Annotated in this window: 10 protein-coding genes; 8 read left to right on the forward strand and 2 right to left on the reverse strand. The window is 66.7% G+C overall.

Translation table 11 applies throughout. The features are described 5' to 3' along the window. The 8 genes from ACWIQA_RS04945 to dapE form a co-directional block, all read left to right on the forward strand. Nucleotides 1-1,005 (forward strand): N-acetylmuramoyl-L-alanine amidase family protein (locus tag ACWIQA_RS04945; protein WP_448581959.1); only part of this gene is annotated, 1,005 nt, incomplete at its 5' end. Between the two features lie 50 nt (nt 1,006-1,055). After that, a complete protein-coding gene (locus tag ACWIQA_RS04950) occupies nt 1,056-1,928 on the forward strand; it encodes a polysaccharide deacetylase family protein (protein ID WP_448581960.1) in 873 nt (290 codons plus the stop codon). After that, a complete protein-coding gene (locus ACWIQA_RS04955; protein WP_448581961.1) occupies nt 1,925-2,821 on the forward strand; it encodes a polysaccharide deacetylase family protein in 897 nt (298 codons plus the stop codon). Before ACWIQA_RS04950 ends, ACWIQA_RS04955 begins: the two co-directional genes overlap by 4 nt. After that, complete coding sequence (locus tag ACWIQA_RS04960) at nt 2,818-3,990, forward strand: alpha-hydroxy acid oxidase (protein WP_448581962.1); 1,173 nt, start codon at nt 2,818-2,820, stop codon at nt 3,988-3,990. The genes ACWIQA_RS04955 and ACWIQA_RS04960 overlap by 4 nt, the downstream gene beginning before the upstream one ends. A gap of 273 nt (nt 3,991-4,263) precedes the next feature. Then, entirely contained in the window at nt 4,264-9,795 is a 5,532-nt protein-coding gene (locus ACWIQA_RS04965) for an AMP-binding protein (RefSeq protein ID WP_448581963.1), read from the forward strand. After that, nucleotides 9,792-13,502, forward strand: a complete 3,711-nt coding sequence (locus tag ACWIQA_RS04970; protein ID WP_448581964.1) for an SDR family NAD(P)-dependent oxidoreductase — start codon at nt 9,792-9,794, stop codon at nt 13,500-13,502. Before ACWIQA_RS04965 ends, ACWIQA_RS04970 begins: the two co-directional genes overlap by 4 nt. Further along, a complete protein-coding gene (locus ACWIQA_RS04975; protein WP_448581965.1) occupies nt 13,499-14,434 on the forward strand; it encodes an acetyl-CoA carboxylase carboxyltransferase subunit alpha in 936 nt (311 codons plus the stop codon). Before ACWIQA_RS04970 ends, ACWIQA_RS04975 begins: the two co-directional genes overlap by 4 nt. Before the next feature lie 162 nt (nt 14,435-14,596). Next, nucleotides 14,597-15,736: a succinyl-diaminopimelate desuccinylase gene (gene dapE / locus ACWIQA_RS04980; protein WP_448581966.1), complete on the forward strand. Its 1,140-nt coding sequence runs from the start codon at nt 14,597-14,599 to the stop codon at nt 15,734-15,736. Here dapE and ACWIQA_RS04985 read toward each other — a convergent pair. Together ACWIQA_RS04985 and gshB are read right to left on the reverse strand one after the other, a co-directional pair. Further along, entirely contained in the window at nt 15,720-17,129 is a 1,410-nt protein-coding gene (locus ACWIQA_RS04985) for an aldehyde dehydrogenase family protein (protein WP_448581967.1), read from the reverse strand. The two genes, dapE and ACWIQA_RS04985, sit on opposite strands and share 17 nt — an antisense overlap. After that, nucleotides 17,126-18,097, reverse strand: a complete 972-nt coding sequence (gshB, locus tag ACWIQA_RS04990) for a glutathione synthase (RefSeq protein ID WP_448581968.1) — start codon at nt 18,095-18,097, stop codon at nt 17,126-17,128. The genes ACWIQA_RS04985 and gshB overlap by 4 nt, the downstream gene beginning before the upstream one ends. Nucleotides 18,098-18,118: the final 21 nt, after the last annotated feature.

The following is an 18,118-nucleotide window of genomic DNA, read 5'->3' on the forward strand; positions in this document are numbered from 1 at the left end:
GGTCCGGTCAGGTCCGCCCGCCTTGCCCAGTTCGATGGTAGGACGGTCCGGCTGGTGCTTGAAGCAGCTGCGCCCATGCGTCTTGCGAGCGCCCGCCTCGTGGAGGCGCCGCGCGGCGGACCGGTGCTCGAGCTTGAGATGCAAGCCAGCAGTGCCGCCGCCTTTGCCGCCGCGGTCCGGCAGGGGCGCTCGACGCTCGCGCTCAGCCGGCCGGACTCCGGCTTGGCCGCGCCGGGGCCGCTCGCCGAGATCGCCGCCCTGCTCGACGCTCCGCCCACATCCACGCCCGCCGTGGTTCCAGCCGAAGCGGTGCGGCGGGCGCGCGGCCGGCCGGTCGTCGTCATCGATCCGGGCCATGGCGGCAAGGATGTGGGCGCGATTGCGGTGACCGGCGGCTATGAGAAGGATGTGACGCTCGCCGTTGCCCGCGCTGCCGCACGCGTGCTCGAGCGCTCGGGAAAGGTCGAAGTGCGGCTGACCCGCTCGGACGACCGCTTCCTCACCCTGGGGCAGCGCGTGGCGCTCGCCCGCGCCTGGGGGGCCGCGCTTTTCATCTCGGTCCATGCCGACAGCGCCCCCAACCCCGAGGCGCGCGGTGCGAGCGTCTACACGCTCTCGGAGACCGCGTCCGACCGGGAAGCGGCGCGCCTCGCTGCCAAGGAGAACCGCGCCGACGCGATTGCGGGCCGCGATCTTTCGCACGTGGATGGCGAGGCGCAGGGCGTCCTCATCGACCTGGCGCTACGGGATTCAATGAACGCCAGCGCCGATTTTGCGCAAGCGCTCCAGCGCCGGATGGAGCCCGAGGGGATCCGCTTCCGAAGCCAGTTCCACCGCTTCGCTGGCTTCCAGGTGCTAAGAAACCTGGGCGTGCCTGCTGTCCTCCTCGAATGTGGCTATCTCTCCAACGCCGAGGATGCGGACTTCCTGTTTTCCGCCGATGGGCAGCGCAAGCTGGGCGAGGGAATCGCGAGGGCGGCCGAGGCCTGGCTTGTCGGCAACTGAACGCCTGGAGACTTGCGAGCCGGGCCGGTGCGCGGTCATAGGCCTGCTGCATGGATGATCCCGGCCTCTATCCCTATCGCAGCTGGCGTGCGCGCGCGCCTCTGCGCTGGCCCGGTGACAGGCCAGTTGCAGTCTGGGTTGCGCCCAACCTTGAATATTATGAGATCGACCCGCCGGCCCACCCCAAGCGCAAGTCCTGGGCGAGGCCGCATCCCGATGTCGTCGGCTATGCCCACCGCGACTATGCCAACCGCGTCGGCCACTGGCGGATGGCGGACGCGATGAGCGAATTCGGCTTCCCCGGCTCCGTCTCGCTTTCGGTTGCGCTGTGCCAGCACCACCCCGAAGTGGTGGCAGATGCCGCCGCCCGCGGCTGGGAGTTCTTCAGCCATGGAGTCTACAACACCCGCTACGCCTATGACATGAGCGAGGACGAGGAGCGGGCGATTATCCGCGACTCGATCGAAACCGTGCGCGCCGCCACCGGCCAGACCATCCGCGGCTGGCTCGCGCCCGCGCTCACGCACACGGTCAACACGCTCGATCTCATCGCCGAGGCGGGGCTTGCCTACAGCTGCGACCTCTATCACGACGACCAGCCGACCTGGGTGACGACGCGCAACGGCCCGCTGGTTGCCATCCCCTACAGCCTTGAAGTCAATGATCACTACGGCTTCTTCGTCTACAACATGAGCCCGCGCGAATATGCCGAGACGCTCATCCGCCAATATGAGCGCCTGGCTGCCGAAGGTGAGGCGGGCGGCACAGTCATGTGCGTGCCTCTTCACAGCTATCTCATTGGCCAGCCCCACCGGATCGGCCCGTTCCGCGATGCGCTCCGCCATATCGCCAAGGATGGGCGGGCCTGGATTACGACTGCGGGGGCAATTGTCGACAGTTTTGCAGCGCAGGTCCGCCCATGACGCTGGGGCCCGCCTATCTTGCCTACCCGCGCCGGCGCTACGGCTATGACCATGATCTCTACCCCTGGTCGGCGGCGCATCTGCGGCCCCGGGTGCAATGGCCGCAAGGAAAGCCGCTTGCCGTCATGGCGATCATCAAGGCGGAATTCTTCCCGCTCACGCCTTCGGATACGCCGTTTCGCGCGCCGGGCCACATGCAGACCGCCTTCCCCGATTACCGCCATTATACCGCGCGCGACTATGGCAACCGGGTCGGCATCTGGCGCCTCTTTGACGCGTTCCGGGCGCGGGGCCTTGCTGCCTCGGTCGCGATGAACGTGGCGCTCGCCGAGCGCGCGCCGGCGCTGCTCGACGCCATCCGCGCCGAGGGCCATGAGCTGGTGGCCCATTCGACCGACATGAACGGCACCATCGACGGCAGCCTTGCAGCCGAGGCCGAGGCTGCGCTGATCGCCGAGACCCGCGCGCGGTGGGAAGCGCTCGGCGAGCGGCCGCAAGGCTTCCACGCCATCGCCCGCTCACAAAGCTTCAGGACCCCCGACCTGCTGCTGCGCCACAGCTTCACCTTCACGCTCGACTGGGGGAACGACGACCAGCCCTGGCGCTTTGCCAACGGTCTTTGGAACCTGCCGCTCAATCACGAGCTCTCCGACCGGCAGATCCTCAATGTCTGCCAGGCTTCGGTCGCAAGCTATGCCGAACAGATCCAGGATGCTGCCGACTGTCTTGCTGCTGAAGGCGGGCGTATCCTTGCGCTTGAGCTCACCCCCTACATCATTGGCCTTCCCTATCGGATCGCTGCTTTCGAGGCGCTCCTTGACCATCTCGCTCCGCGCGCCTGGTTTGCGCCAGCAAGCGCGATCCTCGCCCACTGGCAGCAGCAGACGGCATGACCAACCCGGCGGGGTCGCCGCGCCGCCTTGCGGACTGCCACAATGTCGCCGACTTCCGTGCGCTTGCCCGGCGCCGCCTGCCCGCCCCGGTGTTCCACTATATCGACGGCGGCGCCGATGACGAAGTGACCCTCAAGCGCAACACGCAAGCCTTCGAGGCCTGCGATTTGGTGCCGGACGTGCTCCAGGGCGTTGCCGAGGTCGATCTTTCGACAACCCTTCTTGGCAAGCGGCTTGCCATGCCGCTTTTCCTCTCGCCGACCGCGCTCCAGCGGCTGTTCCACCATGAAGGCGAGCGCGCTGTCGGCCGGGCGGCGTCGGCCTTTGGCACCTTCTTCGGGATCTCGAGCCTGGCAACCGTCAGCCTCGAGGAGATTGGCGAAAGCGTTGCTGCACCCAAGATGTTCCAATTCTACGTCCACAAGGACGAGGGCCTCAATGCCAGCCTGATTGCGCGGGCGAAGGCGGCCGGCTTTGATGCGCTGACCGTCACCGTCGACACCCAGGTCGGAGGGAACCGCGAGCGCTGCTTGAAGACCGGCTTTACTTCGCCACCGCGGATCACCCCGTCTTCTTTCCTCTCCTATGCGACCCACCCGCGCTGGCTGTTCGACTTCTTCGGCCGCGAGAAGTTCCGCCTGCCCAACCTCGACACCCATGTGGGAGAGGGCAGCCGGACCGCGATGGGAATCGGTGACTATTTCACCCACATGCTTGATCCTGCGCTCGACTGGGCCAAGGCCGAGGCCATCCGCCATGCCTGGGGCGGGCCCTTCTGCCTGAAGGGGATCATGAGTGTTGGCGATGCGAAGCGGGCGGTCGCCATCGGCGCGGATGCCATCATGGTCTCAAACCATGGTGGCCGCCAGCTCGACGGGTCGCGCGCGCCCTTCGACCAGCTTGCGGAAATCGTCGATGCCGTTGGTGACCGGATCGAGGTCATCTGCGATGGCGGCATCCGCCGCGGCACCCATGTGCTAAAGGCGCTTTCGGTCGGCGCTCGGGCCTGCTCGGGCGGCCGGCTCTACCTCTACGCGCTTGCTGCCGGTGGCGAGGCTGGAGTCCGCCGCGCGCTCGGCAATCTGCGGGCGGAGATCGAGCGCGACATGAAGCTGATGGGAAAGCGCTGCGTGGCGGATCTCTCTCGCGACAATTTGCGCTGGCGCTGAGCTGCCGGTGGACGAATTGCCTGGCGCGTTTTCAAAGGCCTGAGGCGGGACGCCGGCTGTGGGAATTGCCTGCGTTGCGGTGTTTCCGATTTGCTGGCGCAAGACCAGGCTCTTGGCTGTGACGCAGCGCAGCATCACCCTGTCCGGAATCGCCGTGTCTCCCGTGTCGGAGAGGCTGGCAGCGCGCCGGCTTTTGTGGAATCGCCTCCGGATGCGCGTTCTGCATGCCAGCCATAGCCGATTCGCAACGGCATTTCGCGGGGGAGCCGCCTGATGGCCGATCAGCCTGATCCGCGCCGTGTGACGGACACCGTGCCGCTCGCCCAAGTCAACCCAGTACGCACCCGGGCCGACTGGGAGCAGGCGCGCGCTGCCGTCCTCGCCGATCCTGGCGCCTTTCACGGGACAATCGCTGCGCGTCTCCTCCACTGGTTCTGGCCTGAGGTGGGCACAGCAGGCGCCTGGCTCACGCGCGATGAGGAGATGGGGCGCTGGACTGGCTGGGATGCCGCTTCGCTTGAGCCCATCGTGGCCGACGTCCCGGCAAATGCTGTCCCCTGGCAGCGCGCCTTCAATGCCGATGAGCCCCCCCATTTCCGCTGGTTCGAGGGCGGGCGCACCAATGCCTGCATGAACGAGGTGGACCGCCATGTGCTGGCCGGTTTCGGCGCCGAGACTGCGCTCATCTTCGAGGGCGATCGCTGGGATATGTCGCTTGATGGCGGCAAGGGAGGGCCAGTTGATTGCTGGCGCGTGTCGCGCCGGGAACTCTTGGTTGAGACTGCGAAATGTGCGCTTGCGCTCAAAGCGCTCGGGCTCGCGGCAGGCGACCGGATCGCGCTCAACATGCCGTCGATCCCGGCGCAGATCTTCTGGACCGAGGCGGCGAAGCGGCTTGGCATCCTCTATACGCCTGTCTTCGGCGGCTTCTCCGACAAGACCCTTTCCGACCGCATCGCCGATGCCGGTGCAAGGGTCGTGATCACCGCCGACGGCGGTTACCGGAACGCCCAGGTGGTCCCCTTCAAGACCGCCTACACCGACCCGGCCCTCGACAATTTCGTGCCTGTGGCCGTCGTCCTCGAAACGCTTGGCCGCGCCCTTGCCGATCCCGCCCTCGCGCTCGGCGACGAGGAGCGGGGGCGCATCGTCGAGACGGTCGCGGCAACGCTCGCCGGCGAAGTGACGGTCGAGCGGGCCGATGCCATGCGCGGCGTGGGCCGTGCTCTTGCGGCTCTTGGCAAGGAGGGGCGGCTGGACAGCGCCGGCGCCGCAAAGGTCCGGATCGCGGCTGCCTCGGCGCTGGTTGCAACGCCTCCTCGGGTGGAAGCGGTCATCGTCTGCCGCCATGTCGCCGTCCCCGATCTCGTCTGGCGCGAGGGCCGCGACCTCTGGGCCCATGAGCTGACCGACCGGGCGCTTGAGACCCTGCTCGCCAACGCGCGGTCCGCCGGATTTGCAGTTGCAAGCGAGGCCGAGCTTCTCGCCCTTCCCGACTGCGACCTCGTCCGCGCCATCTGGGCGAGCGTGCCGCCGCTTGCGGTAGACGCTGAATATCCGCTGTTCTTCATCTATACCTCCGGCTCGACGGGCAAGCCCAAGGGCATCGTCCATGTCCATGGCTATACGGCGGGAATCGCCCACACCATGGCCGTTGCCTTCGACGCGCGGCCGGGCGATACGCTGTTCGTCGTTGCCGATCCGGGCTGGATTACGGGGCAGAGCTATCTCATCTCGGCCCCCCTGTTGACTCGGGTCACGACTTTGGTGGCCGAAGGCTCGCCCGTCTTCCCCCATGCTGGCCGCTTTGCCGCGATGATCGAGCGCCATGGTGTCACCATCTTCAAGGCCGGCGTCACGTTTCTGAAGTCGATCATGGCCGATCCGGCAAACCTTGCCGATCTGCGCCGCCACGATCTCTCGCGCTTGCGCGTTGCCACCTTCTGTGCCGAGCCGACTTCGCCTGCAGTCCAGGCCTTTGCCATGGCCGAAGTCACGCCCTGGTATATCAACAGCTACTGGGCAACCGAGCATGGCGGGATCGCCTTTGCCCACATGTTCGGCAACACCGATTTCCCGCTTCGGCCCGATGCCCACACCTGGGCGCTCCCGTGGGTGGTCGGCGACGTCTTCGTCGAGGATGCAGGCGGCGCCGGTGAGCCCCTGCCCTTTGCCCGCAGCGATGGCGGCGTCCCGTTCCGCCGCGCGGCGGATGGCGAGAAGGGCGAAATCGTCCTCACCATGCCCTATCCCTATCTCGCCCGAACCGTCTGGGGCGATCAAGCGAACTTCCGGGTAGAAGACGGCCGTGTTGCCGGTGGCTGGAAGGGGGATGCGGAACGCTGGGCTGGCAACTACTGGACTCGCTGGCAGGGCGGCTATGCCTATACCCAGGGCGATTTCGCCATCCGCCACGCCGATGGCAGCTTCTCGCTCCACGGCCGCTCGGACGATGTGATCAACGTCTCAGGCCACCGGATGGGCACCGAGGAGATCGAGGGCGCGATCCTCCGCGACAAGGTGCTCGACCCGGATTCGCCAGTTGGCAATGTGCTCGTCGTCGGTGCACCGCACCGCGAGAAGGGGCTCACCCCGCTTGCCTTCGTGGTGCCGGCACCTGGCCGCAAGCTGACCCACGAGGACAGGAAGCGTCTCACCGAGCTGGTGCGCTCGGAGAAGGGCGCAGTTGCCGTGCCGCAGGACTTCCTCGAGGTCTCGCAGTTCCCAGAGACTCGCTCGGGCAAATATATGCGCCGGATGGTACGCGCCCTCGTGGAGGGCGGCGCAATCGGGGATGCGACGACCTTGCGCAACCCCGAGAGCCTCGAGGAGCTGAAGGCTGCAATCGCTGCCTGGCAGCGCCGCCAGCAGCTTTCGGACGCGCAGCAGATCTTCGAGCGCTACCGCTATTTCCGCGTCCAGTATAATGCTGTGCTGGGCCGGAAGGTGGCAACCGTCACAGTTACCAACCCGCCCGTCAATGCGTTGAACGAACGGGCGATCGACGAGCTCGTCATCGTCGTTGAGCATCTGGCCAGGAACGATGAGGTGGCCGCAGTCGTCTTCACGGGCGAAGGCTCGGCTTCGTTCGTTGCTGGCGCCGACATCCGCCAGATGCTCGATGAGATTCATGATGTTGAGGAAGCTCGCGTTCTTCCCAACAATGCCCAGCTGGTGTTTGCGAAGATCGAGCGGATGGAAAAGCCCTGCGTTGCCGCAATCCAGGGGGTGGCGCTTGGCGGTGGCATGGAGTTCGCGCTCGCCTGCCACCATCGCGTTGCCGAGCCGACGGCACGCTTCGGCCAGCCCGAGATCCGCTTGCGGCTCCTGCCCGGCTATGGTGGCACCCAGCGGCTCCCGCGCCTTCTTGCCGAGCGGCGCGGCACCGCGGGGCTTGTTGACGCGCTTGAGCTCATCCTTGGCGGGCGCAGCATCGACGCCGAGGCGGCGCATGCGATGGGCCTTGTTGAGGAGGTGGTGGCAAGCAGCGATGATGCCTTGAGCCGGGCCCATGCGCTGGTGCGGGATTTCCTGCAGGACGGGGGCCAAAGCGCGCTCGGCAAGGCCTTCGCTGAACGCCGGGCGATGACGGCGCGCTGGGAGGCGCCGGCGACGACGGCCGACCTCGCCCAGGCGGAAGCGGACACGCACATTGTTCGCATCCGCCGCCAGCTCGACTGGGCTGGTCGGGGGGGAGCTGGCGCTCGTGCGCTTTATGCCATCCGCATCGGCTGGCGGGAGGGGATGGCAGCTGGGCTTGCGGCCGAAGCCCGCCACTTCGCTGAAGCCATCGTCGACCCTGAAGGTGGCAAGACCGGGATCCGCCAGTTCGTCGAGAAGACGAGCCCGCCGCTCCCAGTCCGCCGCGACGGGGTCTATGATTATGCCGCCCAGAAGGCACGGGCCGAGGCGCTCGTGGCCGAAGGCAAGCTTCTGCCCGTCGGTGCGCCCTTCTTCCCCGGCGTGACCCCGGTGCCGCTGTTCCAGCTTGCCCATGGTGTCGCGCGCGATCCTGAGACGGGGGCCCCGCGCTTCGGCCCGCCGGCAAGCCACGAGCGCGAGCTCGTCGTCCCGGTCCCGGAGCCAGGCCCCAATGAAGCGCTCGTCTACATGCTGACGAGCGAAGTCAACTTCAACGACATCTGGGCGCTGACCGGCATTCCCGTCTCCCCCTTCGACAACCATGAGGAGGATTTCCAGACCACGGGCTCGGGCGGGATCGGGCTTGTGGCCAAGCTTGGGTCGGAAGCCAGAGCCGAAGGCCGGCTCAAGGTCGGCGATCTCGTCGCCGTCTATTCCGGCACCAACGATCTCCTCTCGCCGATGGTTGGGCTCGACCCGATGTTCGCCGACTTTGCGATCCAGGGCTATGAGACGGACACGGGGAGCCACGCCCAGTTTCTGAAGGTGCAGGCGCCGCAGCTCCACTCTGTGCCAGGCGACCTCACCCTCGAACAGGCGGGGAGCTATATCCTCAATCTCGGCACCGTTGCCCGCTGCCTGTTCACGACACTCCGGATCCAGCCTGACCGCACGATCTTCGTCGAAGGTGCTGCAACCGGAACCGGGCTTGATGCCTTGAAGTCTGCCATCCGCTCGGGTCTTCGCACCACCGGTCTCGTCTCCTCGGACGCGCGCGCCGCCTTCGTCGCGAGCAAGGGCGCAGTTGGCACCATCAACCGCTGCGACCCCCGCTGGGCTGCGGCCTTCACCCCTGTTCCGGAAGACCCGGGGGAGTGGGCGGCATGGGAAGCCGCCGGCGAACCCATCGTCGAGGCCTATCGCGCGATCAACGGCGGCCGGCTTGCCGACTATGCCGTAAGCCACGCCGGCGAGACGGCCTTCCCCCGCACCTTCCAGCTGCTCGCGGAAGGCGGCAAGCTCGCCTTCTATGGCGCTTCTTCCGGCTATCATTTCTCCTTCATGGGCAAGGCCGGCACGGCAAGTCCGGAGGAGATGCTGCGCCGGGCCGAGGCGCGCGGCGGCGAAGCGCTTCTCATCTATTATGGCACGCCAGCAGGCGCACTCCTTGATGAGACCGGGCTTCAGATGATCGAGGCGGCCCGCCGCTTTGCGCTCAAGACCGTGGTGGCCACCGCAACCGAAGGGCAGCGCGCCTTCCTTGCCGGGCTCGGCCTTGAAGATGCGCTCGAGGGGCTTGTCAGCCTCGAGGACATCGCCCGGCGCCATGGCGCTGCCTTCTACTGGCCCGCGACCATGCCGCGGCTTGTGGATGCAAAGCAGGATATCGAGCAGTTCCGGGCGGGTGTGCGCGACTACCAGGAACGGACGCTGAAGCCGTTTGGCAATGCGATTGGCCGGATCCTGCGATCAGCGGACAATCCGCGCGGCAGCCCCGATCTCATTTTCGAGCGGGCCCACCAAGATTCGCTTGGAGTCTCAACGGCGCTTGTGAAGCCCTTCCAGGGCCGCGTGCTCTATGCCGAGGCGCTGAAGGGCCGGCGCTTCACCTTCTACGCTCCGCAGGTCTGGACCCGGCAGCGCAAGATCCTGATGCCGACCGCCTCGATCCTCGGCACCCACTTGTGCAACGCCTATGAAGTGGCGCGCATGAACGACATGATCGCCGCCGGCCTTCTCGATGTGACCGAGCCGACAGTCGTGCCTTGGGATGGCCTGCCGCAAGCCCATCAGGCGATGTGGGAGAACCGGCACACGGGGGCGACCTATGTCGTCAACCACGCGCTGCCAGCGCTTGGATTGCGGAGCCGCGACGAGCTGTTCGAACTCTGGGCTGCGGGCGTGACGCCTGGTCCGGCCGGATTGCAGGGAGCAAGCAAATGACGACCATGGCGGCTGCTCGCAAGCGCTCGGCGAAGACGCCTGGCCCCTTGCCCCAGCTCACCGGCCGGCTCGCCGGCAAGATCGCAGTTGTAACCGGTGCGGCTGGCAATATCGGCGGCGAGATCACCCGTCAGTATCTGCGCGAGGGTGCGATCGTCGTCATGACCGGCCGGACCCGCGCCCGTATCGAGGCGGCCCGCGAGGCGGTGCTTGAGGCAACCGGCGCGCACCCCGGGCAGGTTCATACCGTGGTGCTCGACGGTGCCGACCCAGAGTCCACCCGGGCCGGGATTGCCGAGGTGGTGGCCCGCTTTGGCCGTATCGACATCCTTGTCAACAATGCCGGCTCGGCGGGCCCCAAGCAGCCGCTTGAAAATGTGCCCATCACCGAGGAGGAGCTGGCTGACCTCAAGGCCCGCGGTCTTGCCGACGACGAGTCGGTGCCGGCTGCCATTCGCAACATCTTGGGGGTTGCCTGGAACATGGCGCGCGCTGCCGCCCCGCACATGGCCGCGGGCGGGAGCATCATCAATGTTTCCACCATCTTTTCGCGCACGCCCTATTTCGGCCGCACGGCCTATGTTGTCCCCAAGGCCGCGCTCAATGCGCTCTCGCGCGAGCTCAGCCTCGAGCTCGGACCCAAGGGCATCCGCGTCAACCTCGTCTACCCCGGCCCGATCGAGAGTGACCGGATCCGGACCGTGTTTGCAGCCATGGACAAGATGCGCGGCGACCCGGCGGGCACGACCGCGAAGCAATATTCCGCCATGATGTCCTTGAACCGCGACCTCTCCCGGACCGATGGCGAGAAGGCCTTCCCCACGCCGGCAGACGTTGCCGCCACCATCCTCTTCCTGGGCTCGGACGAGAGCGCAGCCTTGAATGGCCATGACATCGAAGTGACACACGGCATGACCGTGCGCAAGGAAAGCCGCTCCACCTATCTTTCGCGGCCGACCATGCGGTCGATGGATGGGACCGGCCTTGCGGTCCTCATTGCCGGTGGCGAGCAGTGGGAAGATGCGCTCGAGATTGCGAAAGTCCAAGTCGCAGCCGGCGCCCATGTGCTCCTTGGCCTCTCCCGCCAGGCCGATGTCGCACTCGCCAAGGCAAGGGCGCGGGCGGAAGGTGCAACTGACCGGCTCTCGATCGTCCGGTTCAACCGCACCGACCTTCCCGGTATGGAAAAGGCGCTGGCGGAATTCACTGCCGAGGCGCTCCCGGTCACTTCGGCGCTGGTGATGCCGGCCAAGGGGCCGGGCGTGCTTGCAGGAACGCTTGTCGATGCAACCGACGCTGATGTGGCGGCCTTCATGGATGTCGAGCTTCTGGGTGCGATCGCGATTGCCCGGACCTTGAGCCGCTACTGGAAACGCCACGACGCCCTCGTTCAGGATCCGCGCTTCGTCTTCCTCTCCAACCCGACCGACGGCAAGGGCGACATCGCGGCCAACCTGCTGCGTGCGGCCATCGAGCAGCTCATTCGGGTGTGGCGCGATGAGTCCGAGCTTGACGTCAAATACGGCCGCAGGCGGCAGGCCGAGTGGGGCAATCAGCTCATTCGCTTCAGCAATGATGAGCAGGAGAATCTCCGCTTCGCCGCCGGCCATGCGGCGCGCATTCTTCTCAAGGAAAGCCGCATCCAGGAGGTGACGCTCTATTTGCCGCAGAAGATCGGCGAGGCAACTGGTGCCAGGAAGGCCATGCCGGGCTTTTCGGAGAACATCACCGGCCTCCACCTCGGCAAGGTCGCGCTGATCACCGGGGGCTCGGCCGGCATCGGTGGCCAGGTGGCGCGGCTGCTGGCGCTTGCGGGCGCCAAGGTGATGATGGTGGCAAGGCGCGAGAGCGAGCTTGCGGTTGCCCGGGCCAGGATCGTCTCCGAGCTTGAGGACGTGGGCTTTGCAGGCGTCGAGCGGCGGGTGCGCACGTTGGCCGGAATCGATGTCGGCGATTTCGAGTCGCTCCGCCGCGCTGTCGACGAGACGGTGAAGGCCTTCGGCCGGATCGACTATCTCATCAACAACGCCGGCGTCGCCGGCGCTGAGGAGATGGTCGTTGACATGGACCCAGAGGCCTGGGCGAAGACGCTCGATGCCAATCTCGTCTCCAACTATGTCCTCATGCACCATGTCGTGCCGCTCATGAAGGCCCAGGGCTCGGGCTATATCCTCAATGTCTCGAGCTATTTCGGTGGCGAGAAGTTCCTGGCCGTCGCCTACCCGAACCGGGCGGACTATGCCGTTTCCAAGGCGGGCCAGCGCGCGATGGTTGAAAGCCTTGCGCGCTACCTCGGCCCGGAGATTCAGTTCAACGCAATCGCCCCCGGCCCAGTCGACGGCGACCGGTTGCAGGGCACGGGCGGCAAGCCGGGCCTGTTCGAGCGGCGCGGCCGGCTTATCCTTGAGAACAAGCGGCTGAACGCTGTCCATGCGGCGGTCGTCAAGGCCATTCGCCGTGGCGCCCGGGTGGAAGCGGTCCTGGCACGTCTTGCCCGCAATGACACGGCCCAGATGAGCCACGACCCCAACGCGCCGCGCGAGCTTCGCGACCTGGCACTCGCCTGTGCGCGCGAAGGGGATGGCATTTGCACCTGGGACCGGTTCCTGCTGACCCCCAAGGTCGCCGCGCGCCTCGTCGGCCGGCTGCGTCTTGGCGGCTATCTCCTCGATGCGCCGGGCTGGACCGACCGGCCGGCAACGCCCGAGGCCGACTCCGGCTGGCTGCTGCGTGTGCCGCCAGATGACATTCCCTGGCTTCCGACCGAGCGGATCAAGGAGGAGGCCCGCAAGGTGCGCTCCGGAGTCCTCTCCCAGCTCCACCTCGGCAACATGCCGACCGAGGCCGATGTCGCCCAGGCGACCGTCTTCTTCCTTGCCGACCGCGCTGTCTCGGGCGAGACTTTCATGCCCTCGGGGGGGCTTTCGGTCGAGCGCTCCACGACCGAGCGTGAGCTTTTCGGAAGCCCCAAACAGGAACGGCTCGACATGATGCGGGGCAAGACGGTCTGGCTGATTGGCGAGCATTTGACCGACTATCTGGCCGAGGCCGCGCGCCAGTTCATCGAGGACTGCCATGTTGCCCGAGTCGTCTTCCTGGCCCGGTCAGAGGAGGGCGTGCAGGCGCTTTGTGACCAGCTCCAGGGCGTGCCCAAGGGCAGCCTCGAATACCTCTTGTGCGCGCCTGGAGTGGAAGCTGCGATGGACACGGCGCTTGCCCGCTGGGGCCGGCCGACAACCGTTGTCTCAACCCCGTTCAAGCCGCTCCCGGACCGGCTGTTCGAGCCCGATCAGCCGCTTCTGCCCACGGAGTTCCGGGACATGATCGACCATCATTTGACGCATCATTTCCGAATCGCCCGCAAGGCCTCGCTTTACGATGGCTGCCAGCTCGTCATGGCCTCGCCTGATGTCCCGATGGGCACGGCCGGCCCGGCGTTCGCGCTTGCCAATTTTTTGAAGACCACGCTCCATGCCTTCACCGTCACGCTGGCAGTCGAGAATGAGCGCCTGGTCCACGATGTGCCGGTCAACCAGATCAATATGACTCGCCGGGTCCGCTCGGAGGAGCCGCGCAACCTCGATGAGCATCTCGAAGAAGTGAAGCGTTTCGCCCGCGCGGTCCTGCTTGCTGGCGCCCCGCTTCCCGATGCCGAGGATTCCCGCTACCGCGCCCGCATCTATCGCGGCATGTCGATGACGGTGTGACGACCTATCTTGAGTTCGAGGCCGGTGTCGCAGCGCTCGAAACCAGCGCTGCGAAGGCGGAGGCTGCGGGAAATGCCGTCGAGGCAGCGCAGCTGCGCGAGCGTGCGGAGCGGCAGCTCAAAGACCTCTATGCGCGCTTGACTCCGTGGCAGCGCACGCAGGTCGCCCGCCATCCGGCGCGCCCCCACATCCCGCACTATCTCGCCGGCCTCTTTACCGATGTCATGCCCTTGGCTGGCGACCGCCTCTATGGTGAGGACATGGCGATCACCGGCGCGCTTGCCCGCTTCAACGGGCGAAGCCTGGTCGTCATCGGCCATGCCAAGGGGGAAGACACCAACAGCCGCATTCGCCACAATTTCGGCATGGCCAGGCCCGAAGGCTACCGGAAGGCGCAGCGCCTGATGCAGCTTGCCGACCGGTTCGGCCTGCCGGTTGTGACGCTCGTTGACACGCCTGGCGCCTTTCCGGGGATTGATGCTGAGGAACGCGGCCAGGCCGAAGCGATTGCCCGCACCACCGAGACTTGCCTTGCCCTTGGCGTGCCGATGGTCGCACTCGTCGTCGGCGAAGGCGGCTCGGGCGGTGCCGTTGCCATCGCCGCCGGCAACCGTGTGCTCATGCTCGAGCACAGCATCTACTCCGTCATCTCGCCTGAAGGCTGTGCTTCGATCCTCTGGCGCAGCACTGGCAACAGCCGCGCTGCCGAGGCTGCGGAGGCCATGAAGGTGACAGCAGCTGACCTGCTCCGGCTCGGAGTCATTGACCGGATCATCTACGAGCCGGTCGGCGGCGCCCACCGCGACCATGCGCTGACGCTCACGCGCGTTGCAACTGCACTCGAGGAAGAGCTGGCCGGGCTCGAGCACCAGGACCGCGAGCAGCTGCGGCAAAGCCGGCGGGCGAAGTTCCTGAAGATGGGCGCCCTCTAGGCGGTGGAAGGCGGCGTCGCGCTGGGATGATAAGCAGGCCTGCTCCTTTGGGTGATGGCGCGACGGACAGAGGAACTCGCAGGCCATGGCTTCCTTTGGCGAGTTCTGACCGCGACACCCGCCATCCTTGCTGCTGGCGCCCCATCCGCTAGGGCTCGCACGATGGAGGTGATTGAACTCGCCCGCGCCCTTGTCCGCTGCCCGAGTGTCACTCCGGCCGATGCGGGTGCCATCCCGCTCGTTGAGGCGGAGCTCAAGGCGCTTGGCTTTCAGACCTTCCGGCTTGCCTTCGGAAGCCCCCCTGATGGCCCAGTCGAGAATCTCTTTGCCCGTCTCGGTGATGGCGCGCCGCATTTCGCTTTCGCTGGTCACACCGATGTCGTGCCGCCAGGCGACCTCAAGCGCTGGTCGGCTGATCCCTTCGCTGGCCATGTCGCCGATGGCTTTCTCGTCGGCCGAGGCGCTGCCGACATGAAGGGGGCGCTTGCCGCCATGGTCGAGGCTGCCCGCCGCCATGCCGGCCGCGGTGCGCCCGGCTCGCTCTCCTTCATCGTGACTGGTGATGAGGAGGGCCCGGCCACCTTCGGCACCGATCGCCTTCTCGACTGGATGGCAGCGCACGGCCATGTGCCCGATTTCTGCCTTGTCGGCGAGCCGACGTCCGTCCGCAGCCTTGGCGATGTTGTGAAAAATGGGCGGCGCGGTAGCCTCAACGCCTGGATTACGGTCCATGGCGCGCAAGGCCATGTCGCCTACCCCGACCGCGCCGACAACCCGGTGCGCCGCCTGATCCGCATCTTGGCCGAGCTCCAGTCCCGCACGCTTGACGAAGGGACGCCCAGTTTCGCCCCCTCGAACCTTGAAGTGGTCGACCTCGAAGTCGGCAATCCCGCCACCAATGTCATCCCGGCGCAAGCGTCCGCTCGGCTCAACATCCGGTTCAACGATTGCCATCGCGGCGCCGAGCTTGCTGGCTGGATCGAGCAGGTGGTGGCAAGCCATGCGCCTGCTGCGGAGGTCAAGATCCGCATTTCTGGCGAAGCCTTCCTGACCATGCCGGGGCCCTTCTCGACACTGGTCCAGGATGCCATCGAGGCAGTGACGGGCACAAGGCCGGTGCTTTCCACTTCCGGCGGCACATCGGATGCGCGCTTCATCCGCCGCCTTTGCCCGGTGGTCGAGTTCGGCCTGCCGGGCCGGACCATGCACCAGGTGGACGAGGCGGCCGCACTTGCTGACATCGCGGCACTCGCTGATATCTATGACGAAGTGCTGAAGCGGGTGTTCAGTGCCCCTCGCTGAAGGCGGCAAGCGGCAGCGGCGCACCATGCTGGGCATAGAGCACGCGGCGGCGCAGAAAGCGCAGCAGGCCCTCGTCACCAGCTCGGGACGGACCCATGCCCGAGAGGCCGAAGCTGGTCTTGGCTGCGTCGGAGAGGAGTGCGGTCAGCGCGCCGTCATTCAAGGAGACGGCGCCGGCTGCGAGCCTGCGCCCCACGGCTTGCGCTTCGGCGAGGCTTGCGGCCACGACCGCAGCCGAAAGCCCGTAGGCGCTTCCATTGGCGAGCGCGATCGCGTCTTCGACAGTGTCAAACGGCATGACGGGCATGACAGGCCCGAACGTCTCCTCCCGCCAGACCGCCATGTCGGGGGTGACATCGACGATGACGGTTGGCCGCAGCCAGCGCCCGCCGCCGTGCGTTTCAATCTCGCCTCCGGTAAGCACCCTGGCGCCCATGGCGCGGGCCTCGGCAATTTGCCCGGCCACAATCTCGGCCTGCTTCGCGAAGATGAAGGGGCCAAGGTCGCCATGGTCGATGTCTGGCCAGTTGAGGGTGACGGCGCTGGCGGCTGTGACCAGCCTTTCGACGAAGCTGTCGTACAGGGGCCGGGCAACCAGGATCCGCTCGATCGACTGGCAGGCCTGGCCGCTTGCTCGGCAGGAGGCAGAAAGCGCGATCATGGCCGCCCGCTCCGGGTCTGCTGAGGCGAGCACGAGGAGCGGGTCCTTGCCGCCGAGCTCGAGGCTTGCAGGAACGAAAGCGCGCGCTGCCGCTTCTGCAACCTTGCGTCCGGTTGCAACCGAGCCCGTGAAGGCCAGGAAATCCACGAGTGGCACCAGTGCAGCGCCAGTTGCGCCATCCCCTTCGACGACGGCGAGCGGCACGTCCGTCTCGGCAACAGCCGCCATCAGCGGCGCAATGAAGCGCGGAGTCCATTCTGACGGTTTGACGAGCGCTGCACAGCCGGCCGCAAGTGCCGGCACGGCATCGGCAAGCCCGAGCAGCAGCGGAAAGTTCCAGGGCGAAATCGCACCGACCAGCGGGTAAGGGGAGAGTGTGACGCTCAAGGTGACGCCTGGCATGGCGCTGGGCTGGTCTTCAACTTGCGCTGCGGCGAGAAGAGCGGGCGCGCGCTCTGCCCAGCGCCTGAGGCTTGCCGTCACTGTATCGATCTCGCGTATGGCAAGTGCCCGGCGGCCGGTATCCGCCTCGAGTGCGGCCTGGAGGGCGGGACGGTGCTGCGCGATCGCCGCGGCGAGCGCCAGCAGGTGCCCAGCGCGGCCTTCCGGCCCCAGCGCCTCCCATGCCGGCTGGCGGGCCCTGAGATCGGCAGCTACTGCGGCAAGCGCTGCGCCATCGAGGGGCGCAATCGCATGGTCGAAGGCGCCGGTGCGCGGGTTTCGGACCTTCATCGCGCCCGGTGCCGCTGCTCGATCGCATCCCAGATGCGTGCTGGCGTATTGGTGCCGTTGAAGCTGTCGATGGCGACGATTCCTGTGGGGGAAGTGACGTTGATCTCGGTCAGATAGCCGCCGATGACGTCGATTCCGACGAAGAGGAGGCCGAGATCCCGCAACCGGGGGCCAAGCCGGTCGCAGATCTCTTGTTCGCGCGGCGAGAGGGTCGCTGGATGGGCGGAGCCGCCGGCTGCGAGGTTGGAGCGGATCTCGCCGTCCCGCGGCAAGCGGTTGATGGCGCCGGCCGCCTCGCCATCGACGAGGACGATCCGCTTGTCGCCAGCTGCGACTTCGGGGAGGAAGGCTTGCACCATGAAGGGCTCGCGCCAGACATGGTGGAACATTTCGACAAGGGCGGCGAGATTGGCGTCAGCCCTCGCCACATGGAAGACGGCAGCGCCAGCATTGCCGTAGAGCGGCTTTACGACCACTTCGCCATGGCGGGCGCGAAAGGCTTGCGCCGCTTCGAGCGACCGGGTGACGAGAGTTGGCGGCATGAGGTCGGCGAACTCGAGGACGAACAGCTTCTCCGGTGCGTTGCGAACGGCAACGGGATCATTGACGACGAGCAGTCCTTCGGCCTTCGCGCGCTCGAGCAAGTGGGTTGCGGTCACATAGGCCATGTCGAACGGCGGATCCTGGCGCATCAGCACCACGTCGAAGGCGTCTGCCAGCGCCACCCGGCGCGGCGCACCGAGCCAGCGGAAATGGGCTTCGCCTGGTGCACGCGGCCGCATCACTTCCAGGTCGCGCACCATTGCCTCGACCCGGCCTTCCACCCAATCGAGATCGGGGGCGAGATAGTGGGAGACCTTGTGCCCGCGCCGCTGCGCCTCGAGCATGAGCGCGAAAGTGGAGTCGCCGGCGACATGGATGGTCTCAATGGCGTCCATCTGGACAGCAATCCGCAAGGGCCGGGCCATGCCCTTGCCCCTAGCCCTGCC

The sequence above is a fragment of the Thermaurantiacus sp. genome (genome assembly GCF_053487655.1).